This window comes from Streptomyces sp. Ag82_O1-12 (assembly GCF_900182715.1).
Taxonomy (GTDB): Bacteria; Actinomycetota; Actinomycetes; order Streptomycetales; family Streptomycetaceae; genus Streptomyces; species Streptomyces massasporeus.
Genome location: NZ_FXUW01000001.1, coordinates 3,973,113 through 3,995,373, shown reverse-complemented (window position 1 = coordinate 3,995,373; position 22,261 = coordinate 3,973,113). Strand labels below are relative to the sequence as shown.

Below are 22,261 nucleotides of genomic sequence, written 5' to 3'. Positions count from 1 at the left end.
GACCCCTTCTCCGGACGGCTTCGACGGTTAGGGTCCCATGTCATGGCTGACGTCGACGCGTTCACGGACATACCCACGACCACGCTGGCCGATCTGCTGGGTCGCGAGCAGGTCATGGACATCGGGATCCGGCCGCTGTGGGAGCCGGTGCCCCGGGTGGCCGGACCGGCCTTCACCGTGCGGTGCCCGCCCGGCGACAACCTGATGCTGCACGCCGCGATCCACCGGGCCGGCCCCGGCTCGGTCGTCGTCGTGGAGTCGGGCGACCTGGACTACGCCCTGGCCGGCGGCAACGTCTGCGCCGTCGCCCGGCGCCGGGGCATCACCGCGTTCGTCGCCGACGGGCTGATCCGCGACCTCGCCGAGGTCCGGGACATGCGCTTCCCGGTGTTCGCACGCGGCGTCATCCCCATCCCGGGCGCCAAGTCGGCCGCCACACCGCTGAACGAGCGGGTGCGCTGCGGCGGGGTCGCGGTCGACGCGGGCGACACGGTCGTCGCCGACGAGGAGGGCGTCGTGGTCGTGCCCGGGGGCCGCCGCGAGGAAGTGCTGGCGGCGGCCCGGGGCAAACTGGCGAAGGAGGCCGCTCAGTCCCTGGACGACTGGGAGTCGGCCCACCGCACCCGCATCGCCGGGATCCTCGCGGACCAGGGATACGCGGACCGGGGTTTTGAGGACTGACCGACCGGTCCGGGCCGGCCGGTCCGGGTCGGTCGCTACGCCGCGGCGAAGGGCCCTCCGTTCGTGAAGGCCAGTTCGTGGAAGCGGTCGCCGATGTGGCGGTGGGTGGCCGCGTCCGGGTGGATGTTGTCGGGCAGCGGGTGGGCGGCGGCGTCCTTCGGGCCGTAGAGGTCGAGGCCGTCGAGGTAGTGCAGGTTCGGGTCGTCGGCGGCGCGCTGCTCGACGATGCGGGCCAGTTCCTCGCGGATGACGGTGAGCGTGAGCTTGCCGGCGGCCGTCTGCGCCGGGTCGCCCATGGCGGCGAAGACCATCCGGCCCTTGCTCATCTCGTCCCGGTCGGGGGCGGTGGGCCCGGGCGTGTCCTCGTGGATGGCGCAGTGGATGGGGGAGACGAGCAGCAGCGGGGTGTCCGGGTGCCCGTCGCGGATCGTGTCGAGGAAGCCGTGCACGGCGGGGCCGAAGGTGCGCAGGTGCATCGCGTCCTGGTTGACGAGGTTGATGCCCGTCTTGACGCTGATCAGGTCGGCCGGGGTGTCCCGCATGGCGCGCGCGGTGAACGGGTCGAGCATCGCGCTGCCGCCGAAGCCGAGGTTGACCAGCTCCGCCCCGCCCCGCAGCGCGGCGATCGCGGGCCAGATGGCCGTGGGGCTCGCGGCGTCCGAGCCGTGGCTGATCGAGCTGCCGTGGTGCAGCCACACCCTGCGGCCCCGGTCGGGGGCGGGCGCGACGGGGGCGTCCGTGCGCAGGGCGACCAACTCGGTGGTCTCGTTGTGCGGCAGCCAGATCTCGACGTCCTTGTCCCGCGCGGGCAGGCCCGTGAAACGGACCGTCCCGACCGGGCCGGGCGTGACCTCGCCCTCCCAGGTGGCGAGGTCGACCGTGAGGACGTTGCCGTCGGTCCCGGCGGCCTGGCCGGCCGGGACGCCGTCGACGAGGAGGTCGTACAGCCCGTCCGGGCGTGACGGGAAGCCGGTGTAGTCGCGCTTGGTGCGCAGGGTGTCCAGCTCGATGGCGGTCGCGGCGGTGCGCAGCGCCAGGCGCACGCCCGAGGGCTGGGACTCGGCCATCGACAGCTGCGGGCTGGTGTTCTGCGCGCGGGCCCGGGCGGGCAGCCGGTGGGGGAGCAGGCCGTGCTCGGTGCGCTCCAGGTCGAGGGCGCCGCGCAGCAGGTCCGCCGTGACGGGTGTGGTGATCCAGTCGTGCTCGGTGTGCATGGGTGTCAGCCTCGGGGATCGGTAGGGGCCGCGGGCCAGTTCCGCAGCAGCGTGTCGAGGGCGTCGAGGATCCGGGCCCAGGTCTCCTCGGTGTCCGGGGCGCTGTGGCTGAAACCGCCGCCGAGCTCCAGGCTGACGTAGCCGTGGAAGACGCTGCCGAGCAGCCGGACCGCGTGGGTCTGGTCCGGTTCCGTCAGGTCGTAGCCGCGCAGCAGCGCCCGGGTCATCCGCGCGTGCCGGACACCGGCGCTCGCGGCCGCCGTCTGCGGGTCGAGCCGCAGTTGGGCCGCGGCGTAGCGGCCCGGGTGTTCCCGGGCGTAGTCGCGGTACACGTTCGCAAGGGCGGACAGGGCGTCCTTGCCGGCCCGTCCGGCCAGGGCCTCGGCGGCCCGGTCGGCGAGTTCCGCGAGGGCGAGCAGGGCGATCCTCGTCTTCAGGTCGTGGGAGTTCCGCACATGCGAGTACAGGCTCGCGACCTTGACGTCGAACCGCCGGGCGAGTGCCGAGACGGTGACCTGCTCGAAGCCGACCTCGTCGGCGAGCTCGGCGCCGGCCTCGGTCAGACGCTCGGGCGTCAGTCCTACGCGTGCCATGACGGCTCTCCCTTCTACCTGAAGAGAGTGTGCCTCTGCCTAAAGCTTTTAGGCAAATGGCTGTGACGTGGTGCGGCCGCGGCGGGTCTTCCCCCAGGGCTTGAGGACGGAGATCACCGTCATGAAGACGTAGGCGGACAGCGACACGACCGGCCCGAACAGCACGTCACCGGCGTCCGGCAGCGGTCCGCCCGCGGCGACGGCCGTGACCGCGGAGTTCACGCCGGGGCGCAGGGCGAAGACCGTGGCGGTGGCGGTGGCGAGCGACAGCCAGAACTTCGTGTACACCCACCGGTACCTGGCCAGGCCCCACTTCGTGCCCAGCGACAGCAGCAGGCCGCTGAGGAGCGTGAGGAACGCGACGGGGAGCAGGAGCCAGTCGGCGAAGAGCTTCATGGCCCGGACGGAGGCCTCCACGGTCGCGGGGGATCCGGTGGTGGCCGCGGTGATCCCGAGCGCGAGCAGTCCGAGCGTCAGCCCGAGCCAACAGGCGGAGACGGTGACGTGCACGACGAGAGCGGCGCGACGGGATCGGCGGTTGAGTTTCGGCTTCGGCTTCACGCTGTCACCGTGCCGGGGGAGGGGTGGTGCGGGCGTCTTGCAGCGGGAGTAAGCCGGCGTACTGGCGTCGGAGTACGAGGCGTGTCAGTGCCGTCACCTACCTTCGCGGCATGACCGAGCCCTCCTACCTCGCCGCGGTCCGGGAGTCCTACGACACCGTCGCCGCCGACTACGTCCGACGCGTCAAGGAACCGGCCGAGTTGGACCCGGTGTCCCGCGCGATGCTGGCCGCCTTCGCCGAACTCGCGGCGCCCCTCGGGCCGGTCGCCGACCTGGGCTGCGGTCCGGGCAAGGTGACGGCGCACCTGGCCGCTCTGGGCGTACCGGTGTCCGGCGTGGACGTGTCGCCGAGGATGATCGAGCTGGCCCGGACGATGTATCCGGAACTCCGCTTCACCGTCGGCTCGATGACCGCGCTGGACATCGCCGACGGCGAACTCGGCGGCATCCTCGCGTACTACACCACCCACCACACTCCGCCGCAGTGGCTGCCGACCGTCTTCGCCGAGTTCCACCGCACCCTCGCGGCCGGCGGCCGGCTGATGCTGGCGGGCCATGTGGGCAACGGCGAGCACCTGCGCCCGACGCGCGCGTACGGCGACCATCCGGTGTCCTACGAGTCCCACCTGCTGCCGCCGGACCGGATCGCGGAACTGCTGCACCGGGCGGGGCTGGTGGTCACGACGCGTGTGGTGCAGGAACCGGAGGGAGGAGCGAGGCGGCAGTCGGGTACGTTCCTGGCGTACAAGCCGGAGTAGCGGAACGGGCCTGGTGGGGTGGGGTCCTCAGTCGTCCTGTTCGGCTTCTCCGGGCGCGTCGCCGACCGGTCGTTCGACGACGAAGGAACCCTTGCCTCGCACGGTGATGATCAGGCCGCGCTCGCGGAGTTCCTGTGCGGCCCGTCGCGCGGTCAGTCGTGCCACGCCGTACTCGTCGGCGAGGTGGTTCTCGGAAGGGATGGGCCTGTCCGGTGCCAGCTCACCGGATGCGATCTTCCCGGCGATGACGTCGGCCAACTGCACGTAGAGCGGCCTCGCGCTCATCGGGTCCAGAGTGGGCTTCGACGCTTCGGTATCGCTCATACGTCCAACGTAGAGCGGTAGCGATCTGCCCGATCGTGTGGATCCCTCTGTACTTGTATGTAGAGGGCTGTATCCAGGTGTAGCGTCGAAGACAGAAAGACCCCGGCGAGGTGGCTAGACCTCCCGGGGCACGGCCAACGCTGATCAAGGAGCGTCGACATGCACGACCTTATCCCCCGCGCCCTCCACTGGCTGCGCCTCCTCTTCGCCCCCGGCACCGGGAAACGGCGGCGGTGCCACCCCCGCCGTCACCTCTTCCCCCACGTGCACCTCACCCTCGTCAGCTGCCCAACCGCCCCCCAGCCCCCGCAGCTCCCCCGCCACCGTTCCCCGCACGGCCTGCACAGTCCTCTCGACGGGGCCGCTTCCTCCCTCGTCCGCCCCTACCTCGCCGCCCACGAACAGGAAGCCGTTCTCCAGGAACGCCGTCGCCTGGCCCTCGTGCTCGCCGCCGACTTCGGGATCGATCTCGACCAGCACCTGATCGGCGCGCGGACGGTGGCCGCCTGATGGAACGCCCCACTGGCCCGACACACGTCCCGCCGCCACCCCGGCTCCTGCCCTGGCCGTCGCCCGATGGCAACCCCTGCTACCTGGTGACCGACGACGGCGGCAGCTACCTCTCCCGTCTCGCCGACGACCTGGAAGCCGTCCAGCTCGCCACCGGCGCCGACGTGCTCGGACTCGCCCGCAAGGTGCTGGACGACCCGGCCTCGCCGTACAGGGAGGTGCGTTTCGCCGGCCTTCGTCTCGCCGAGTGCCTGAGCGACGCCCTGCGGGTCGCCGAGTCCCGGGGGATGCGCCTGCCCGTACCGGACACCGAGGACGCCTGAGAGGGCTACCCGCGGTGTGTCCACACCCGCAACGGGCCGATCGGCTCGAAGCCGTGCCGGAGGGCGACCCTCAGATCCTCACCCTGCTCGTAGCCGACGACGGGCAGGGTGGGAAAGAGGTGGTCGAGCGCGTGCAGAACGACCGGCCAGGCCGCTTCGGGTCCGTCCTCCCGCCCGAAGACGTTGGAGACGCCGACCACATGCTCACTGCGGGTCGCCACCGCTCCGGCGACCACTCGGTCTTCGGAGCCACGGGCGGGCCGCGCCAGGATCACGAAGGTCTCCGGGTCGGCGAGCAGCCCGGGTCGGAACAGGTCCGCGTCCCCGGCCCCGTCATCCCAGGCCAGGGCCCAGGCACGCAGGGTGTCCGAGTCGCCCACCACGTCCCACGCGAGATCGGATGACGGGGTGGGCGCCCCGGCCGGCCGGTGGACCCACTGTGCCTCGAACAGCGCTTGGAACCCGGCTGCCGTCAACTCCAGGTCGGCGAAGCTGTCCTTGACCGAGGCGCCGGGCGAGGCCGTGTCGATCCGCGTCACGAGGGCGTCCCGGCCGGTCTCCGGCTCCAGCGTCACCGCGTCGGGGTAGTAGAGCGGCGTCCGCACCGGCGCGGCCCAGGCGTCGGCCCCGAACTCGCCCGTCACCCCGTGCGCCCGGCACATCGCCGCGCACCACTCGGCGTTGTTCCGGGCGGCGGCCCGGACCAGGACTTGCCGCGAAGTCGTCATGACAGGGATGAAACCGATGGCCGGACCGGTCCGTCCACCGATTTGATGGTGCCGCCCCCGACCTCTGCCGGAAGGACCCCACCCCCGTGCCTGCTTCCCTTGCCGAGTCCGGACCGGCCGTCGCCCTCCTGAGCGGGCTCGGCGCGGCGGACATCGCCCATCCGGGCGGCACCCTCCTCGCCCACCTCACGCGGGTGCAGAGGCAACTCGCCGAGTGGGGAGCCCGCCCGGCCCTCCAACTGGCGGGTCTGTGCCACGCGTTCTACGGCACCGACGGCTTTCCGGACGCCCTGCTGCCCCTGGACCGCCGTGACGAACTCGCGTCGGCGGTCGGCGCCGAGGCCGAGGCCCTGGTGTATCTGTACGCCTCGTGCGATCGCGGGGCCACCTATCCGACGCTCGCGGAGGCCGATGGACCCTTCCACGACCGGTTCACCGGCTTGCGCCATACCCCCGAGCCGCAGGCGCGGCGGGACTTCGCCGAGTTGTCCGCCGCCAACGAGATCGACCTCGCTCGCCTCGACCCCGCCTTCCGTGACCGGTGGGGCCCCGACCTCCTCAGCCTCTTCACCCGCGTCCGTTCCCTGCTGAGCCGACCCGCCTGGTCGGACTGCCAGGAGGTGCTCGCCGGATGAAGTTGAGCGCGATCACCCTGGACTGTGCCGATCCGCTCGCCCTGGCGGCGTTCTACCAGCAGGCCACCGGCCTGGAGCTGCACCCGAAGTCGGACGCCGACTTCGCCGCGCTGGAGGATGAGAACGGCCTCTCCCTCGCCTTCCAGCGGATCGACGGCCACCGCCCTCCCAGCTGGCCCGACCCCGCCGTTCCCCAGCAGCTGCACTGCTGTTTCCGGGTCGCGGATCTGGACGAGACGGAGCGGCGACTGCTGAGGCTGGGCGCCGGCAAACCGGAGCATCAGCCGAACGCGGGAAGGTGGCGCGTCCTCACGGACCCGGCCGGGCATCCCTTCTGCATCGTCGGGGGGCTCGTGGCCGACCTCCACTCGTTCCTGGCCGGGTGACGGGGCGAGGAGACCGAACGAAGCAGCATCGTCGTCATCGAACGAGTCACCGCCTGTCACAACTGCTCCTTCAGCAGGCTTACCGCCGAGCACCCCGACCTGGCCTGTGAGTTGCCGGATCGGCAACGTCGATCGCGCCGGTGGCCGCCGCGCCGCATGATCCATGGGTACCTGCCGACCGCCCGCGACGACCGCCCGCGAACCGAGGAGAAGCCGCCCATGCGATCCGAGTCGACCGCCGCACTCCGCCACCGCATCGTCGAGGCCCCGGCCGGGCGCCTGCACCTGGTCGAGCAGGGCCGCGGGCCGTTGATCCTGCTCGTGCACGGCTTCCCCGAGTCCTGGTACTCCTGGCGCCGTCAGCTCCCGGCCCTCGCCGCGGCCGGGTACCGGGCGGTGGCGATGGACGTACGCGGCTACGGCCGCTCCTCCAAGCCCGCCGCGACCGATGCCTATCGCATGCTCGACCTGGTGGAGGACAACGTCGCCGCCGTGCGCGCTCTCGGCGAGGAAAGCGCGGTGGTCGTCGGCCACGACTGGGGCTCCAACATCGCCGCCGCCTCCGCCCTGCTCCACCCCGAAGTCTTCCGCGCGGTCGGCTTGCTGAGCGTCCCGTACGCGCCGCCCGGCGGCCCGCGTCCCTCCGACGTCTTCGGCCGGATCGGCGGACCCGAGCAGGAGTTCTACGTCTCCTACTTCCAGCAGCCCGGCCGCGCCGAGGCGGAGATCGAACCCGATGTCCGGGGCTGGCTCGCGGGCTTCTACGCGGCCCTGTCCGCCGGCACCATGCCGGCCGAGGGCGAGCCCGACCCGCACTTCCTCGCCCCGGGCGGTCAGATGCGCGACCGCTTTCCCGCCGGGCCGCTCCCGGCCTGGTTGAGCGAGGAGGACCTCGACGTCTACGCCGGGGAGTTCGAGCGCACCGGTCTGACCGGCGCCCTCAACCGCTACCGCAGCATGGACCGCGACTGGGAAGACCTCGCTCCCTACCGCGGAGCCCCGATCACACAGCCCTCCCTGTTCATCGGCGGCACACTGGACGCCTCCACGACCTGGATGGCCGACGCCATCGACGCCTACCCCACCACCCTCCCCGCCCTGTCCGCCTCCCACCTCCTGGACGGCTGCGGCCACTGGATCCAGCAGGAACGCCCCGAGGAGGTCAACAGCCTGCTGACCGACTGGCTCGCCACCCTCCAGGGCTGAACCAGGCGGGTCAACCGGGCAGCCCGGTCACGCGCTTCGAGCGGGACGCCGTGTGTCCTGTCCCAGCTGACTGTGGGCCTGGGTCGCGCAGCCGCTCCGCCCGGCCGAGGCGGTCGTTCTTGTCAACGGCTGTTCACGGATGCCTCGTTCGAGGCAGTGACCACGCCTGGATCAGTGGAACGTCGCGGCGCCGCGGAGCCTTCCGCGGGCTTGGACCTCGTCAGCCACAGGCCGGTGACCACGGCGGCGGCCACACTGATGGCGCCGGCAGCGAGAAAGGCGCTGTTGAGGCCGGTCTCGAAGGAGGCGCCGCCGGATTGCCGGGTGCGGACGATGCCCCCGAGCACCGCCACGCCGAGCACCGCACCGATCTGCCGGGTGGTGCTGCTGATGCCTGAGGCGAGGCCGCTTTCCTGCGGGCTGACCGCTTGGATGGCCGCGCCTGTCAGTGGGGACATGGCCAGTGCGAAGCCGATGCCGACGAGCCCCAGCCGCCACCACACGTTCCCGTAGCCGGTGTCGGCGTGCACCATGCCGAGCGCCAGCAGTCCCAGGCCGGCCAGGGCCAGGCCGGTGGTGACCACGATTCGGAAGCCGTACCGGGCGGCGAGTCGGCCCGCGTACGGGCTGACGATCACCATGGCGAGGGATACCGGCAGGGTCTGCAGGCCGGCGCGCAGGATTGAGCTGCCCTGGACGTACACGAAGAACTGGGAGAAGAAGAACGACGAGCCCATGAGCGCGAACCCCACCACGACCATGGCGGTGTTGGACACGGTGAACAGGCGCTGCCCGAACAGCCGCAGCGGCAGCATCGGGGCGGAACGACGGGCTTCGACGGCGACGAAGGCGGCGAGGAGGATCCCCGCGGCGGCGAAGCTGCCCAGGATCATCGGTGAGGTCCAGCCGCGGGTACCCCCCTCGATCAACCCATAGGTCAGTACCCCCACCGCCAGAACGGACAGCACCGTGCCCGGGATGTCGATCGCCGCTGCGCTCGGGTTGCGGGACTCGCCGAGGTAGCGCAGGCCGGCCAGCAGCAGGACCACGCCGATGGGCAGATTGACCAGGAAGATGGCGGGCCAGCCGAAGGCTTGTGTGAGCACGCCGCCGGCCACGGGGCCTGCGGCCAGACCGATTCCGCTGAGTCCGGCCCACAGCCCGATCGCCTTGATTCGTTCCTGCGGCACGGGATGGGCGGCGGCGAGCAGGGCGAGCGAGGCAGGGCTCAGCGCCGCGGCCCCGATGCCTTGCAGCACCCGGCCGGCGACCAGCCAGCCGAGCGAGGGCGCGAGGCCGCACAGCAGCGACGCGGCGGTGAACACCGCCACGCCGGTCAGGTACACCCGCTTGCGGCCGAATCGGTCGGCGAAGACTCCGCCGGACAGCAGCAGCATGGCGACCAGCAGTACGTACGCGTCGACGATCCATTGCAGTCCGGTCAGCTGAGTGTGCAGCCGGTGCTGCATATCGGGCAGTGCCGCTCCGACGATCGTGTTGTCGAGCAGGACCATGAATTGGCCTAGGCAGGACACCGTGAGCAGCACGGTCCGGTTCGATCGACTGCCTGCGGTCGCATGCGATGCAGCTATGGGATGCCCCTCAATCGTTGGTTGCGCCCGGTCGCGGTCGACGCGGGTGGTGATACACCTGAGCGCTCTAAAGCAGTCGGCGACTGCGTTAGGGTGACTATAGGGAGGATCGCCTCGCAAACGCAAGTACCGACTGCGTTAAGGTGGTGGCATGAACGAGCGACAGCGGGCCCGGCGGCCCGGCGGGCGCAGCGCCCGCGTCGGCGCGCAGGTGCACCAGGCCGTCACCGGCCTGATCGGTGAGCGCGGCTACGGCAACTTCACCGTCGGCGACGTCGCAGCCCGCGCGGGCGTAGCCGACAGCAGCATCTACCGCAGGTGGGGCGACCTGGAAACCCTGCTCACCGACGTGGCGCTCACTCGCCTCAACGCGCAGTCGCCGATGCCCGACACCGGGAGCCTCGCCGGTGACCTGCGCACCTACGCGGCCCAAGTGGCCCGCGAGATCACCGGACCCGACGGCCCGGCGGTGCTGCACCTGGCCGTCGCCCTGTCGAGCAGCGGCCAGCAGGGGCTGCAAGCCGGCGCCGACCTCCGCGCCGAACGCACCCGGCAACTGCAGTCCATGCTCGATCGCGCCCGCGACCGCGGCGAGCGCGCACTCGACGCGTCCGAGGTGCTGGACCACATCCTGGCCCCGATGTATATCCGCGTCTTGTTCGGCATGGTCCCGCTCACCCCGGACTACATCGACGGGCTGGTCGACCGACTTGTCCGGTCTCGCTCAAGATGAGGCAGCGTGAGTGTCTGACCTGGAGGGCCTCAGTTTGAGCGAGACGGGGGCGGATTGGCTGGCTCGCTCCATCCTGTTGGCGCTCTCTGAAATTCCCACCCGCGCTCGCCGTGTTCCTCCAGACTTGCTCATCTCAGGTCCCCGCGCTGGATGGCATGTGGCTGGCTCGGCCTCGACGCCCCCGCTCAGCTCTCCCCGGGCAGCGGGTGTTCCTTGACGAAGTGGCGGAGCTCCGCGGTGAGGCCGACCGGGTTGTCGAACTGGACGAGGGTGCGGGCGTCGGGTATCTCCACGTAGCGGGCGTTCGGCAGCAGCTCCGCGAGACGACGCCCCGTGGCGGGCGGCATCATGCGGTCCTCGGCGCCCCAGGCGACCAGTGCTGGGCGAGTGAAAGAAGGCAGGCTCGCGGCGGCCTTCAGGTAGCAGTCCGGGTCCGCGCTGCGGCAGAACTTGGCGAAGTCGCGCCGGATGTCGCGGCTGCTCAGCAGTGGGCCGTACCAGCGGGCGATCAGCTCCTTCGGGAGCCGCTTCTTCGCCATCCCGCCGAGTGACGTCTGCATGCGAGCCAGGGCCGGGAAGCGGAAGGACTGGAGGAGGAGGAAGAGGCCGCCGGGAATCTTGCTGGCCCGGTGGAGTGTTCTGCCCTGAATGCCCGGTGGGTAGTTGTCCAGGGCCTCGCAGGAGGTGAGGACGAGCCGGGCGATGCGATGGTCGCCGGTGGCTGCCGATCGGGAGTACGGGGACCAGCACACGGAAGTCGGGCCGGAGGTCGGAGACGACCTCGCTCCACACCGACTCGTCGAAGCCGAGGCCGTGAGCCAGGACCACGACGGGGCCGTCACCGCCCGTGTCCTCGTAGTCGATGGTCCCTGCGCTCAACTCGATCTCGGGCAGGGCGCTGCCTCCGGCTCGGTCGCACTTTTCTTGGATAGATCGTTCCAGTGAGAGATATGGCCCGGGTGCCGAGATCCGTGTGGCCTGCCTGCATGGGGGCAGCGGCGACCAGCAGTGCGGCGAACACGATGGGGGCTGCTGTCTGGTACCCCATCCAGACTTCACCCCCGGCGCTGCTGCCCTGTCGCGCCATCAGAAGGCCGATCAAGGCCGCCAACACCCAGCCACTGTCGTAGGCAATCATGAGCTGCGTGTAGGTGCGCATCGACCGGCTGCGCGTGTATCTGATCTCGATGCCGCCGCCGATCAGCAGGGCCATGCCTGAGACGACCATCAGCCAGGTCGGCGTGCCGAGTAACCGGCCGAGCGGGGCGGCGCCGGCGATGTAGACAGCGGCGAGCAACACCTTGAAGGCGCCGTCGGCGATGGCGCCCACCGTCTGGCGGGTCACCCGCGGTGCCACGGCCTGGGCCATGAGCGTCCTCCTCAAGCTCGTCCCGACTGGTTCCGTAACGAGATTACGGCAATAATCAAACTATGAGAATGACGAGAGCGGAGGCCAAGGAACGCAACCGCCGCGCCTTGCTGGACGCCGCGTTCCAGGTCGTTTCCCGGGACGGATACCGGGCCAGGCTTGAGGAGATCGCCGAACGCGCCGACCTGACCACCGGCGCCATCTACTCACTGTTCGGGAGCAAGAACGGCCTGGTGGTCGCCCTGGTCGCCGACTACCTGCGGCCGTACTACGAGGAGATCGAGCAGGCGGTTCCCGCTGGGCTTGATCTGCTGGAGGCGGTCGACGCCTTTGCCCGGTACTACCGGCGCAGTTGTGACGCCCCGGACGCGCTGTCTCGCCTGTCGCTCCAGATCACCTTGCTGGACATGGCTCTGCATGACCGAGAGCTGGGGTCTCAGCTCGCCGCGTCCATCCGGTCGCAGGAGGACCATCTGGTCGCGCTGTTCACCGGGAGGTCGCACAACGGAAGCGTCGTGACGTCGCAACAGGCACAACGCCTGACCACAGCGCTCAGGGCGCTGTTTGTCGGCCTCGGCCAGGGCGTCCCTCTCGGTCTTGCCCCTGGTGCCGACGAGCAGTACTTCGCCGACGTTGCCCGAGCTCTGGCATCCGGGGTGTCCCTCATCGATCACGACGCGGATCCTTCGTGACGGTCGGGCCGGGCGGCTCCCGCCAGCGTTACGCGCGCTCTGCGGAACTGCCGTCGAAGAACGGGCACGTGCTCATCCACCGGCCGGGCCAGGTGGTCGCGCTTGACACGACCGTGCTGCCCGTGATGGTCCGCGAGAGCGTGTTCGGCGATCCGGTGAAATGCCATCTCACGCTCGCAATGGACGTGCACACGCACTCCCTCTGCGCCTTCCGCCTCACCCTGGTCTCCGACCAGTCGGTGGACGTCGCGATGCTGCTGCGGGACGTGATGCTGCCCCTGCCGATGCGGGCCGACTGGGGCGAGGAACTGGAGTGGCCCTACCCCGGCCTGCCCGCCGCAGTGGTCGCGGAGTTCGCCGGGCACAAGGTCGCCGGCCTGCCGTTCTTCGCGCCGGAGACCGTGACCACCGACCACAGGTCCGTCTATCGCAACCACCACCTGGTCGACGTCCAGCGGGTGCTCGGCTGCAACATCCTTCCCAGCCGCGTTCTGCGGCCCACGGACAAGTCCGCCTGCGAGCGGGCCTTCGGCGCGATCAGGTCGCTGCTGTTGGAGCAACTGCCCGGCTACACCGGCATCGACCCCGCCGACCGCGGCGCCGACCCGGAAGGCGACGCGGTGCTGACCATCGACGAGATGGAGCACGTGATCGCCACCTGGATCGTCGCCGTCTGGCAACGGCGCCGGCTCGGCCAGTACGCGCCCAGCTGGGACCCCGGCGGCGACCACAGTCCCAACTCGCTGTTCGCCGCCTCGTTCGCCCAGGCCGGCTTCGCCATGGAGATCCCCTCGGCGGAACTGTTCTACGAACTGCTACCTGTCCACCACGTCCGCAAGATCGATGCCCGGCTCGGAGTGAAGATCCGCGGGCTTTGGTACGGCGCGCCGGTCCTGGGCCCCTACCGGGGCCGGCGCTCGACCCGCGGAGGACAGCACAAGGGCCAGTGGGTCATCCGCCGGGACCCGAGAGACCGCCGTGCGGGAAAGCGGCGCTCACCGACGCCACGAACTTCCTGCCCCGAGCGGCAGCAGAGCCCATTCACCCCACCCTCTGCCGAGCACCGGCAGGCGACCGCTACGGCCCGACCCCGCACTCGCCATCCTGTAAAGCCGACCTCGCCGTCACGGCCAGCCACGAAATCGACGCCGACACTATGAGCACCGTGCTTGCGCTCCAGGCCCGGCTCCTGACCCTCCACAGCCCTGACGGGCCCACCGCCATCAGCAGCGTCGGCTGGCAGCAGACCGCCGCCCAGTGCTTCCTGGACCTCCGAGCCGTGACCTGGCTGATCATCCTGTCCTGGCCCGAAACCCGGCGCTACGCGCCGACCCCCGCTCTCGCCGACGCCATCGCCCTCACCGCGGAGAACGCCCGGATCGCCGCCCAAGGCCAACGGGACCGTCCCGGCAAACGGCACCCCTCCGTCGCCTACACCGATCCGCCCATCGATCCTCTGGCCGCCGCGGCTGGCTTCGGGATCGCCGAACAGCTCCTTGCCACCGACTACGACGCCACGTTCGCGATCTTCAACCCGCTCATCAGCCGGGCCCGAAGCACCGAACCCACCATGACCCACCTGCAAAAGCCCCACCACGCGTCACCGCCGCTACGGCTCACGCTCAACCACCACAGACACGACCTCTGGAAGAAGAGGAGGGAAGGACTCCTCCGCAAACACCCCGGGCTCATCCCCAAGATCTGTGCCAGAACCGAGTTTTGACTCCACAGATAGGTACTCATGAGGGTGCTTCTCCCTTTTGCCGGTGTGCCTGAGAGATGTGGTCCGGAAAGGACTGCTCCCTCACGCAATCTTGACGACGACCTCGCCGGCCTTCGCGTGCCCCTTCTCGGCCTGCTCCAGCGCATCTCGGGTCGACTCGAACGGGAAGGCGGTGTCGACGACGGGGTGGATCGTGCCGGCGTCGATGAGCGGGGTGAGCTCGCGCAACTGGTCCCCGCTGGCCTTCATGAACAGGAACGAGTACGTCACCTGACGGCGTCGGGAAGGCCCGTGGCGCGCTGCGTGCGGTGCCCGATCGCGCGCAGGCCATCGAGAAGGCGCGCCGTCATCGTCTCGTCATCGGCGTGGGTGAGCTGCGCGTTGATGCGTCGGTGTTCGGAAGTGTGCAGGTTAATGCGGTGGTGTCGACGCAGTCGGCGGCGTCGTCACCGTTTGAATGTGACCCCGCTCAGGTCGCTGAAGATCGGGAGGGGTCCATGTCGAAGGCGCGTGCCTCGCCGCAGAAGTCATTGCGGTCGTTGACGTGCAGGCTCTCGATGTACTCGATGCCCGCTCATCACGGCGGGCCTTGGAAAGCGCCTCATCCATGAGCTCGCGGCCATGGTCCGCCATCTGGCGACGCCACCTGTCGTGGGCGTGCGTCGGTCGGCTGCGATCAGGCTCCCGGGCCCCGTGCCTCCGGCTGGTCGCTGTTGCCGTGTGCCAGTGACGCGAGAATTTCCTTGCGGCAGACATCGAGGATCTCGTCCGCCAACGGAGAACCGTCCGGGCATGCCCGCGACAACACGATCGCGCCGATCGAATGGGCGAGCATGTCGATCACCGTGGTGCGGGCCGCGCGCTGGTCCGCATCCCCCGGCGTAGCGCTTTGGGACTGAAGGGCCGTCAGCAGGTTCTCGATCCCGGCTGCGAACTCTGTTCTGAGGTTCGCCGGCTGACGTGCGGCGTCGCCGCTGAGGGCCGCGATGGTGCAGCCGTCATCGCGCCTGTCGCGATGCTCCCGGGAGACGTAGTTCTTGACGAACTCGGCGGGGTTCAGACCTTCTGTCCGTGCCGCGGTCTGTGAGAGCCCGGATGCGGACGCTTCGGTCATGAGGTCGGCCTTGGAGCGGAAGTGCTTGTAGAACCCGCCATGGGTGAACCCGGCGGCTGCCATCAGTTCTGCCACGCCGACACCGTCGTAGCCGCGCTCGCGGAACAGCCTGGCGGCTGTCGCGACGATGTGCGCACGGTTGCGCTCTGCCTGTGCCTTGGTGACCCGCATGTCCAGCCACCCCCTTCTCCGGTCGACGCGCGGCAGTCCACCATACATAGATGTCGATCGACATCAAGGTGGTTGACTTTTTAGATTATGACCGTAATCGTATTGCTCACCCGCCACAGAAAGGGCCAGGCCATGAGTGACACACACCTGACTGCACCGACTCAGTACATCGAGGTCGACGGCGACCGATTCGCCTACCGACGCTGGGGCAAGCCCTCCGGCGTCCCGATCTTCCTGGTCCAGCACTTCCGCGGAGGGATGGACCACTGGGACCCCCTGCTCACCGACGGCCTGGCCGAAGGCCGCGAGGTCATCCTGTTCAACGGGCGCGGCATCGCCTCGTCATCCGGCACGCCGCGTAACCGGATCGAGGACATGGCCGACGATATCGCCGCGGTCATCCGGGCGCTGGGGCTGGAGCAGGTCGATCTGCTCGGCTTCTCGATCGGCGGTTTCCAGGTACAGGAGGTCACGCTGCGCCACCCTCAGCTGGTGCGCAAGCTCCTCCTGCTCGGCACCGGCCTCCGAGGCGGGGACCCGACGAGTGACCCCCAGGTGCCTGACCACGCGCTGAATCCGGTCCACGTCCTGGAGAACTTCCTCTTCCTGTTCTTCGGCCGCTCGGAAGCCGCGATCGAAGCCGGCCGGGCCTTCTGGGAGCGGCGTCACCAGCGGGCCGACCAGGACACGCCGGCCTCGCCCGCAGTCGCGCAGGCGCAGGTCGAAGCGGTGATCGCCTATGCGGAACCGCTGCCGGGCGAGAATCCCTACACCCACCTGAATGCGATCACCCAGCCGACGCTGGTCCTCAACGGCGAGAACGACGTGATGATCGCCTCGATCAACTCCTGGCACCTCGCCCAGAACATCCCCAACGCTCAACTGCTGATCTACCCCGATGCCGGGCATGGAGCGCAGTTCCAGTACCCCGAGCGGTTCCTGAAGCACGCCCTTCAGTTCCTCGACGAGTAACACCTGCAGGGTTTCGGTGCGGCGGAAGACACTCCTGCCGACGGATCGTCGCCGATTTCACCTGCTTGATCAGCCGCGCGAGAAATCCGCCGGTCGGACCCGGGCCTGCCGGAGCGGCCGACCGAGATGGACGCATCCTGTGTGTCCAGGCGGGGTGCGCTGTCGCCCGGCGGTCGTGGGCCGCAGGACGCTGGCGCTGGAGTCGGTGTGGCCGGTGCCGCGCAAGCAGCTTCCGCCGCGGTCGCCGCAGGCTGACGAAGACGGCACCGTCCTACAAGGTCGAGCGCGTCGGCGTCCTTCTGGCCGGAGAGCCGTTGAAGGCATCGGGGAAGCCACGCGTCCCACCACTGGGGTCGTAGTCGTAGGCAGCCAGTGCGCGCATGGTCGGCTGGCCGGTGGGGTCGTCGTGCCAGATGGCGGTGGTGAGTGCGACGATTCGCTGCAGGACGCGTGATCGATTCCGCGTGAGCGTTACTTCTTGCTGCTCGCCCGAACGAGGAAGAACGGTGGCAACCCGGCCCGTTGCGGTTGTTCGGCCGCGACCTGGGCGCTGGGAGTTGGCTCTGCGGTTGCTTCGATCAAGAAGCCGTGTCCGACCAGGGTGGTGAGGTAGGTGGACAGCATTCGGTGCTGGTTGCCCGCCCGGCGTACGCCTTGAGAGTTGTCCGAACGCCAGAATCCCTCGACGTGGTAGTCGCCTACTACACGGCGGGGACGTCCTTGTGCAGCAGCCGTCCAGGTCGCATGCGGTGCATCGAAGCAGGGGTGCGGGATGGTGAAGACCAGGCGCCCCCCTGGCACCAGGACACGTCGTACGGCCGTGAGTGCGGCGGAAAGTTCCGGCACGTTGTTCAAGGACAGCCCGGCGGTCACCCAGTCGACAGAGCCAGTGGCCACCGTGGCCAGGGTGCACCCGTCGTCGACCGCGTAGCGGGCACCGGGCGGTCCGTTCTTCGTAGCGGCCTGCGCCTGCTCGATCATGCGCGGGAACGGATCGATGCCCAGGGCCCGCGCGCCGCGGGCAGCCAGGGCGCGGGTGATGATTCCCTCACCGCATCCAAGATCGAGAACCTGCTGACCGGCCAGAGTCTTAGGCAAACAGTCGAGAAGGATGTCACGGCTGAACTCATGCATAGCAGAGCCCGCCCGCAGTTGCTCGGCGTACCAGACGGCGATCGTGTCCCAAGTTTCAGTCATCAAAAGCCAGACGCTACTCGACAACCCCCCACACGGACCACGGAGTTATCTGCCGACAACCCCCTTGGAATCGACATCTAGCCACCAGCGCCCAGGCAGCACGGTCAACCCGCCGCAGCAGGACCGCCAGGTGGAGTCCAACCGTCACCTACGAAGCCATCCCCATGCCGCCCTCGCGGCTGTCCTGTCCCCGGTAACTGTGGGCAGGGCGGGGCTCTGACCTGCGGTGCCCACGATCGACTGAGACCGGCTGGCGGTCGGATTCCCGTTCAACCGTAGGCAGCCGCCTCTAGGGTGCTCATCACGAAGGTCCACTGGTCGGCCCGGAGGCGCCATGTCCCTGCAGATGTCGTTGGTTGCGATAACGCTCGACTGCCCTGATCCGCTGGCTTTGGCGGCGTTCTATCAGCAGGCCACCGGTCTTGAACCGCACCCGAAGTCGGACGCCGACTTCGCGGGCCTTAACGTGAGCACGGACTCTTCATCGGCTTTCAGCGGGTCGACGACTACCGGGCTCCGAGCTGGCCCGGCCAAGTCGTTCCCCAGCAGCTTCACATCTGCTTCAAGGTCGATGAGGATTTGACTGTGGCTGAGACCCGACTGCTGGAGCTGGGTGCGGGCAAGCCGGATCACCAGCCGCATGGCGACAAGGCGCGGGTTCTCACCGATCCGGCTGGGCATCCCTTCTGCATCAGTTTGCGCTGACTGCCGCATTTGCGTGGCCCTCGACTTGTCTGGCGCCGAAGCTCTCCAGAACGTGTCTACACATGACCGGGACCCAGTCGTACATGCCTACAGAACGGCGGGACTGCCTACATATCGCAGAGACAGGACGGCGGCAGTGACAACAAGCGCTGGAAGGTGACACCTACAGCTGGAAGTCACACGTGACCGGCCGCGTGGTGTGGCGCACTATTGCAAGCAGGTGCTTGCAATAGTTAGCGGGGTGTTGCACTGTGGAGGCATGGCATCGCTCAACGTCGGCAATCTCGGTGACTATCTGCGCGAGCAGCGGCGCACTGCGCAGCTGTCGTTGCGGCAGCTCGCCGATGCCGCCGGGGTGTCCAACCCGTATCTGAGCCAGATCGAGCGCGGGCTGCGCAAGCCGAGCGCGGAGGTGTTGCAGCAGGTCGCCAAGGCGCTGCGGATCTCCGCCGAGACGTTGTACGTCCGGGCCGGCATCCTCGACGCCGAGCGGGACCGGGACGAGGTGGAGACGCGGGCCGTCATCCTCGCCGACCCGACGCTGCACGAGCGGCAGAAGCAGGTGCTGCTGCAGATCTACGAGTCCTTCCGCAAGGAGAACGGGTTCGGGATCGGCGACGGCATCGATGCCCCGGGTGCCGAGGGCGGCCCCCGCGGCGCGGGCGTCGTCGGTGTCGTCACCGGTGACGGTGCGGTGAGCGTGGACGGGGATGCTCCCGGCGCCGACGTCGGTATCGAGATATCGCCGACCGGGTCGGCCGACGGCGGTCAGCCAGCCCGGCGCCGTAGCCGTAAGACCGCCGGCAAGGGCGCCGGCAAGAGCGACAGCAGGAACGACAGCACGAACGACGGTGGTACGACCGCCACCCGCCGGACCCGCAAGAGCACCGGCGGCAGCGACACCGATCCGCAGCAGACGGCCGGCTGAGCCGGACCAGGGCATGGGCCGCCCGCCGCGGATCACACAACCCTCAGCCGAACCCTCAAGCGAGACAGAATCCGGGAGGACCATCACCATGGCCATCACCGACGACCTGCGCAAGACCTTCAGCGACCCGACGCCGCTCTACTTCGCCGCAGGCACCGCCGACCTCGCCCTTCAGCAGGCCAAGAAGGTGCCGGCCCTGGTGGAGCAGCTGCGCTCCGAGGCCCCCGCGCGGATCGAAGCCGTGCGCAACACCGACACCAAGGCGGTCCAGGAGAAGGCGTCCGCCCGGGCCAAGGAGGCCTCCACCCGCGTCAAGGAGACGCAGGAGACCCTTCAGACCAAGGTCACCGCGTTCATCGGCTCCCTCGACTCCGACTTCAAGAAGCTCGGCAGCAACCTCGACGCGGACCTGAAGAAGTTCGGCGAGAACGCCCAGGACTTCGCGCTGCGCGGCGTCGGCGTGGCCGCCGAGTACGCCGTCAAGGCCCGCGAGACCTACGAGAAGGTCGCCGAGCACGGTGAGCAGGCCGTGCGCACCTGGCGCGGCGAGGCCGCCGACAGCATCGAGGACGTCGCCGAGGGCGTCGAGGAGCTGGCCGTCGCCGTCGAGCCGAAGCCGAAGCCGCAGCCGGTCGAGGTCAAGGAGGAGCCGGCCAAGCCGGCCGCCGCCACCACCGCGAAGAAGGCCCCCGCGGCCAAGAAGGCCCCGGCGCGCAAGACCACCACCGCGAAGAAGACCACCCCGCCCGCCAAGTAGGACGGCGGAGCGATCACACGGGCCGGGCACCCTGGGGGTGTCCGGCCCGTTGTACGGGTACGGTGACCGCGTAGGACGAGCCGAGTCAGGTGGTGGACGTTGTGCTGATGCAGGGCTTCGCAGGGTTTATGTGGCTTCTGAGCATGGCCCTGATCGTTTTCAGCGGCTTCGCGTTGTTCGACGCGGCGGTGCGCCGGGAGGACGCCTACCGCGCGGCCGACAAGAAGACCAAGCCCTTCTGGCTGATCATCCTCGGGATCGCCTTCGTGGTGAACCTGCTCTTCCCGATCCTGTCGTTCCTGCCGATCATCGGCCTCATCGCGACGATCGTGTACATGGTCGACGTACGGCCCGCGATCCGCGCGCTCCCGGGCGGCGGCCGCAGCAACCGCGGCTCCAGCAGTGACGGCCCGTACGGCCCGTGGAACGGCGGCCGGTAAGCGCCCTGGCACCCGGCGCCAGGCCCCCGCGCCTTTGCCTCCGGTCCTCGATCACCGCTTTCAGCCCCACGGCCCCGGCTCTCGTCCGGGGCCTTCGGCTTGAGGGCCCCCGGAGCTGGTTCGCCGGGCCCTTGGCCCTCGCCCGGCCTTCGAGCTTCGGCCGGCCTTCGACCCTTGCCCGGCCCCTTGTCCTCGCCCGGCCTTCGACCTTGTCCGGCCCTTGGTCCTCGCCCGGGCCTTCGCCCCCCGGGGTCGGCTTCAGCCCGGCCTACGGCACCCGGTCCAGCAGCAGTACCGCCACGTCGTCCGTCAGCTCGCCACCGTTGAGGTCGCGCACCTCGTTCACCGCCGCCCGCAGCAGCTGCTCGCCCCGCAGGCCCTCGGCGAACTGGCGGCGGACCATCTCCGTCATGCCGTCCTGGCCGAGCCGCTCCCGGCCCTGGCCGATGTGGCCCTCGATCAGGCCGTCGGTGTAGAGCATCAGGCTCCACTCGGCCCCCAGCTCCACCTGCATCCGCGGCCAGCGGGCGCCGGGCAGCAGCCCGAGGGCCGGTCCGTTGTTGTCGTACGGCAGCAGGCGCGCCGGTTTGCCGGGGCGGGCCAGCAGCGGCGACGGGTGGCCCGCCAGACAGAGCCCGGCGCGGCGGCCGTCCGGCGCGATGTCCACCGTGCAGAGGGTCGCGAAGATCTCGTCGTCGGCCCGCTCGTGCTCCAGCACCTGCTGCAGCGTGCCCAGCAGCTGGTCGCCGCACAGGCCCGCCAGGGTCAGCGCGCGCCACGCGATCCGCAGCTCCACTCCGAGGGCGGCCTCGTCCGGGCCGTGGCCGCAGACGTCGCCGATCATGGCGTGCACGGTGCCGTCCGGCGTGCGGACGACGTCGTAGAAGTCGCCGCCGAGCAGCGCGCGCGAGCGGCCGGGGCGGTAGCGGGCGGCGAACCGCAGCGGGGAGCCTTCCAGCAGCGGCGTCGGCAGCAGGCCGCGCTCCAGGCGGCGGTTCTCCTGCGCGCGCAGCCGGCCCTCGGCGAGGCGGCGCTCGGCCGACTCGGAGCGCTTGCGCTCCACCGCGTAGCGGATCGCGCGGCTCAGCAGCCTGCCGTCCAGCTCGTCGCGGAAGAGGTAGTCCTGGGCGCCCACCCGCACCGCCTCGGCGCCGCGCTCGGCGTCGCCGGACGCGGTCAGCGCCAGGACGGCGTGCCGGGGCGCGAGCTCCAGCACGTGCTTGAGCACGGCGAGCTCGTCCTCGGGGTCCGCGTGGCCCGGCGCGGGCAGCGCCAGGTCCAGCAGGATGCAGTGGACGTCATCGGTCAGCAGCCGCCCGGCCTCCGTCAGGTTGCGGGCCGTGCGGACGCGGATCGGCTTGCCTGCCTGGTCGAGCATGTCCGGCACGATCGGCGAACCGGCCGGGTCGTCCTCGATCAGCAGCAGCGTCAGGTTGGTGTGGGCGGTGTTGTTCTCCACCTTGTTCGTGGTGTTCCCGGCGGTGTCCGGCGTGCGGCCCACGGGCGAGGCGTCCTTCACGGACTCCTCGGCCGAGCCGCCGCGCGGGGACGCGGCCTGCGCCTGACCACTCTCCACGGCCGGGATCGCTCTCTGCCGCGGTATGGGTACGGGCATCGTCTTGGGTTCCTTCCCTCCCCCCGAGGGCATGGTGGGGCGAGGGACCTCGACCCACCGAGCGGGACCATAGCGGGTGTCGGCGCCGCATTGGAATGGTGTGAGCCAAGCCGCTGCGCCACCGGCCAGTGTCATATGCCGCGATATGCCCCGCAGTTGGACAGCTCGGAGATGCTGCGGGGATGACGAACGTCACGTCAGCGCACGTTTTGCGGTGGGTGGAGCGTGCAGTGAGTCACGTGGGCCAGGTCACCGCGGGTGTCCGATATTCGGCGTGCCGCCGTCCGATCGCCGCCCCGGGTGCCGTCCGATCGCCGCCCCGGGTGCCGTCCGG

Annotated in this window: 23 protein-coding genes and 6 pseudogenes; 16 read left to right on the top strand and 13 right to left on the bottom strand. The window is 69.9% G+C overall.

Annotated elements, in window-relative coordinates; all coding sequences use genetic code 11:
- The first annotated feature begins 42 nt into the window (after positions 1–42).
- A complete protein-coding gene (locus QOL88_RS18280) occupies positions 43–681 on the top strand; it encodes an RraA family protein (RefSeq protein ID WP_097217429.1) in 639 nt (212 codons plus the stop codon).
- A 35-nt stretch (positions 682–716) separates the two neighbouring features.
- Here the strand turns inward: QOL88_RS18280 and QOL88_RS18275 are convergent, their stop codons facing one another.
- The 3 genes from QOL88_RS18275 to QOL88_RS18265 are packed head-to-tail and all read right to left on the bottom strand — an operon-like array spanning position 717 to position 3,049.
- Entirely contained in the window at positions 717–1,895 is a 1,179-nt protein-coding gene (locus QOL88_RS18275; RefSeq protein ID WP_097217428.1) for an SGNH/GDSL hydrolase family protein, read from the bottom strand.
- Between the two features lie 5 nt (positions 1,896–1,900).
- On the bottom strand, positions 1,901–2,488 hold the full coding sequence (locus tag QOL88_RS18270; protein WP_097217427.1) for a TetR/AcrR family transcriptional regulator: 588 nt from the start codon (positions 2,486–2,488) through the stop codon (positions 1,901–1,903).
- A gap of 48 nt (positions 2,489–2,536) precedes the next feature.
- Positions 2,537–3,049, bottom strand: a complete 513-nt coding sequence (locus QOL88_RS18265; protein ID WP_097217426.1) for a DUF2269 family protein — start codon at positions 3,047–3,049, stop codon at positions 2,537–2,539.
- 110 nt (positions 3,050–3,159) lie between these two features.
- On the opposite strand from QOL88_RS18265, the gene QOL88_RS18260 reads away from it, so the two are divergent.
- A complete protein-coding gene (locus tag QOL88_RS18260; RefSeq protein ID WP_097217425.1) occupies positions 3,160–3,807 on the top strand; it encodes a class I SAM-dependent methyltransferase in 648 nt (215 codons plus the stop codon).
- 27 nt (positions 3,808–3,834) lie between these two features.
- Here the strand turns inward: QOL88_RS18260 and QOL88_RS18255 are convergent, their stop codons facing one another.
- Positions 3,835–4,131 (bottom strand): GntR family transcriptional regulator, encoded by a 297-nt coding sequence (locus tag QOL88_RS18255; protein ID WP_257027816.1) that lies wholly within the window; start codon positions 4,129–4,131, stop codon positions 3,835–3,837.
- A gap of 159 nt (positions 4,132–4,290) precedes the next feature.
- On the opposite strand from QOL88_RS18255, the gene QOL88_RS18250 reads away from it, so the two are divergent.
- Positions 4,291–4,641, top strand: coding sequence for a hypothetical protein (locus QOL88_RS18250; RefSeq protein WP_097217423.1), 351 nt, complete (start codon positions 4,291–4,293; stop codon positions 4,639–4,641).
- Positions 4,641–4,964 (top strand): hypothetical protein, encoded by a 324-nt coding sequence (locus QOL88_RS18245; protein WP_097217422.1) that lies wholly within the window; start codon positions 4,641–4,643, stop codon positions 4,962–4,964. The genes QOL88_RS18250 and QOL88_RS18245 overlap by 1 nt, the downstream gene beginning before the upstream one ends.
- A gap of 5 nt (positions 4,965–4,969) precedes the next feature.
- Here the strand turns inward: QOL88_RS18245 and QOL88_RS18240 are convergent, their stop codons facing one another.
- Entirely contained in the window at positions 4,970–5,692 is a 723-nt protein-coding gene (locus tag QOL88_RS18240) for a hypothetical protein (protein ID WP_097217421.1), read from the bottom strand.
- 86 nt (positions 5,693–5,778) lie between these two features.
- Between QOL88_RS18240 and QOL88_RS18235 the strand changes: the two genes are divergently transcribed.
- The 3 genes from QOL88_RS18235 (at position 5,779) to QOL88_RS18225 (ending at position 7,919) form a co-directional block, all read left to right on the top strand.
- Complete coding sequence (locus QOL88_RS18235) at positions 5,779–6,327, top strand: DUF6817 domain-containing protein (RefSeq protein ID WP_097217420.1); 549 nt, start codon at positions 5,779–5,781, stop codon at positions 6,325–6,327.
- The gene (locus tag QOL88_RS18230) at positions 6,324–6,713 is read left to right on the top strand and encodes a VOC family protein (protein WP_097217419.1); all 390 of its coding nucleotides are present in this window, start codon (positions 6,324–6,326) and stop codon (positions 6,711–6,713) included. Before QOL88_RS18235 ends, QOL88_RS18230 begins: the two co-directional genes overlap by 4 nt.
- Positions 6,714–6,932: 219 nt before the next feature.
- On the top strand, positions 6,933–7,919 hold the full coding sequence (locus QOL88_RS18225) for an alpha/beta fold hydrolase (RefSeq protein WP_097223065.1): 987 nt from the start codon (positions 6,933–6,935) through the stop codon (positions 7,917–7,919).
- Between the two features lie 122 nt (positions 7,920–8,041).
- Here the strand turns inward: QOL88_RS18225 and QOL88_RS18220 are convergent, their stop codons facing one another.
- Positions 8,042–9,511: an MFS transporter gene (locus QOL88_RS18220; protein WP_097223064.1), complete on the bottom strand. Its 1,470-nt coding sequence runs from the start codon at positions 9,509–9,511 to the stop codon at positions 8,042–8,044.
- Positions 9,512–9,662: 151 nt separating this feature from the next.
- Between QOL88_RS18220 and QOL88_RS18215 the strand changes: the two genes are divergently transcribed.
- Positions 9,663–10,244: a TetR/AcrR family transcriptional regulator gene (locus QOL88_RS18215; RefSeq protein WP_097217418.1), complete on the top strand. Its 582-nt coding sequence runs from the start codon at positions 9,663–9,665 to the stop codon at positions 10,242–10,244.
- Between the two features lie 185 nt (positions 10,245–10,429).
- On the opposite strand, the pseudogene QOL88_RS18210 reads toward QOL88_RS18215, so the two are convergent.
- Together QOL88_RS18210 and QOL88_RS18205 are read right to left on the bottom strand one after the other, a co-directional pair.
- Positions 10,430–11,138, bottom strand: a pseudogene (locus QOL88_RS18210) (alpha/beta fold hydrolase).
- Positions 11,139–11,232: 94 nt separating this feature from the next.
- Positions 11,233–11,613, bottom strand: a pseudogene (locus QOL88_RS18205) (hypothetical protein); the annotation flags it as partial.
- A 68-nt stretch (positions 11,614–11,681) separates the two neighbouring features.
- Between QOL88_RS18205 and QOL88_RS18200 the strand changes: the two are divergent.
- The 3 genes and pseudogenes from QOL88_RS18200 to QOL88_RS18190 all read left to right on the top strand — a co-directional run bounded on the left by QOL88_RS18200 (position 11,682) and on the right by QOL88_RS18190 (position 14,028).
- Positions 11,682–12,305: a TetR/AcrR family transcriptional regulator gene (locus tag QOL88_RS18200; protein WP_097217417.1), complete on the top strand. Its 624-nt coding sequence runs from the start codon at positions 11,682–11,684 to the stop codon at positions 12,303–12,305.
- 5 nt (positions 12,306–12,310) lie between these two features.
- Positions 12,311–13,285 (top strand): annotated as a pseudogene (locus QOL88_RS18195) (transposase); the annotation flags it as partial.
- A 176-nt stretch (positions 13,286–13,461) separates the two neighbouring features.
- Entirely contained in the window at positions 13,462–14,028 is a 567-nt protein-coding gene (locus QOL88_RS18190) for a hypothetical protein (RefSeq protein ID WP_097217416.1), read from the top strand.
- A gap of 81 nt (positions 14,029–14,109) precedes the next feature.
- Here QOL88_RS18190 and QOL88_RS18185 read toward each other — a convergent pair.
- Both QOL88_RS18185 and QOL88_RS18180 read right to left on the bottom strand, forming a co-directional pair.
- Positions 14,110–14,313, bottom strand: a pseudogene (locus QOL88_RS18185) (zinc-binding dehydrogenase); the annotation flags it as partial.
- A gap of 391 nt (positions 14,314–14,704) precedes the next feature.
- Positions 14,705–15,313, bottom strand: a complete 609-nt coding sequence (locus QOL88_RS18180; RefSeq protein WP_097217415.1) for a TetR/AcrR family transcriptional regulator — start codon at positions 15,311–15,313, stop codon at positions 14,705–14,707.
- Positions 15,314–15,415: 102 nt separating this feature from the next.
- Between QOL88_RS18180 and QOL88_RS18175 the strand changes: the two genes are divergently transcribed.
- Positions 15,416–16,285, top strand: a complete 870-nt coding sequence (locus tag QOL88_RS18175) for an alpha/beta fold hydrolase (protein ID WP_257027815.1) — start codon at positions 15,416–15,418, stop codon at positions 16,283–16,285.
- A 355-nt stretch (positions 16,286–16,640) separates the two neighbouring features.
- Here QOL88_RS18175 and QOL88_RS38860 read toward each other — a convergent pair.
- Both QOL88_RS38860 and QOL88_RS18170 read right to left on the bottom strand, forming a co-directional pair.
- Positions 16,641–16,736 (bottom strand): annotated as a pseudogene (locus QOL88_RS38860) (IS982 family transposase); the annotation flags it as partial.
- A gap of 20 nt (positions 16,737–16,756) precedes the next feature.
- Positions 16,757–17,482, bottom strand: a complete 726-nt coding sequence (locus tag QOL88_RS18170; RefSeq protein WP_097217414.1) for a class I SAM-dependent methyltransferase — start codon at positions 17,480–17,482, stop codon at positions 16,757–16,759.
- Between the two features lie 334 nt (positions 17,483–17,816).
- On the opposite strand from QOL88_RS18170, the pseudogene QOL88_RS18165 reads away from it, so the two are divergent.
- From QOL88_RS18165 to QOL88_RS18150, 4 genes and pseudogenes are all read left to right on the top strand, one after another.
- Positions 17,817–18,187 (top strand): annotated as a pseudogene (locus tag QOL88_RS18165) (VOC family protein).
- A gap of 259 nt (positions 18,188–18,446) precedes the next feature.
- Positions 18,447–19,115 (top strand): helix-turn-helix domain-containing protein, encoded by a 669-nt coding sequence (locus tag QOL88_RS18160; protein WP_097217413.1) that lies wholly within the window; start codon positions 18,447–18,449, stop codon positions 19,113–19,115.
- A gap of 88 nt (positions 19,116–19,203) precedes the next feature.
- Positions 19,204–19,872 (top strand): hypothetical protein, encoded by a 669-nt coding sequence (locus QOL88_RS18155; protein ID WP_097217412.1) that lies wholly within the window; start codon positions 19,204–19,206, stop codon positions 19,870–19,872.
- A gap of 107 nt (positions 19,873–19,979) precedes the next feature.
- Positions 19,980–20,312, top strand: a complete 333-nt coding sequence (locus QOL88_RS18150) for a DUF2516 family protein (RefSeq protein ID WP_179879122.1) — start codon at positions 19,980–19,982, stop codon at positions 20,310–20,312.
- 268 nt (positions 20,313–20,580) lie between these two features.
- On the opposite strand, the gene QOL88_RS18145 is transcribed toward QOL88_RS18150, so the two are convergent.
- Entirely contained in the window at positions 20,581–21,927 is a 1,347-nt protein-coding gene (locus QOL88_RS18145; protein ID WP_097217411.1) for a PP2C family protein-serine/threonine phosphatase, read from the bottom strand.
- Between the last annotated feature and the right edge of the window lie 334 nt (positions 21,928–22,261).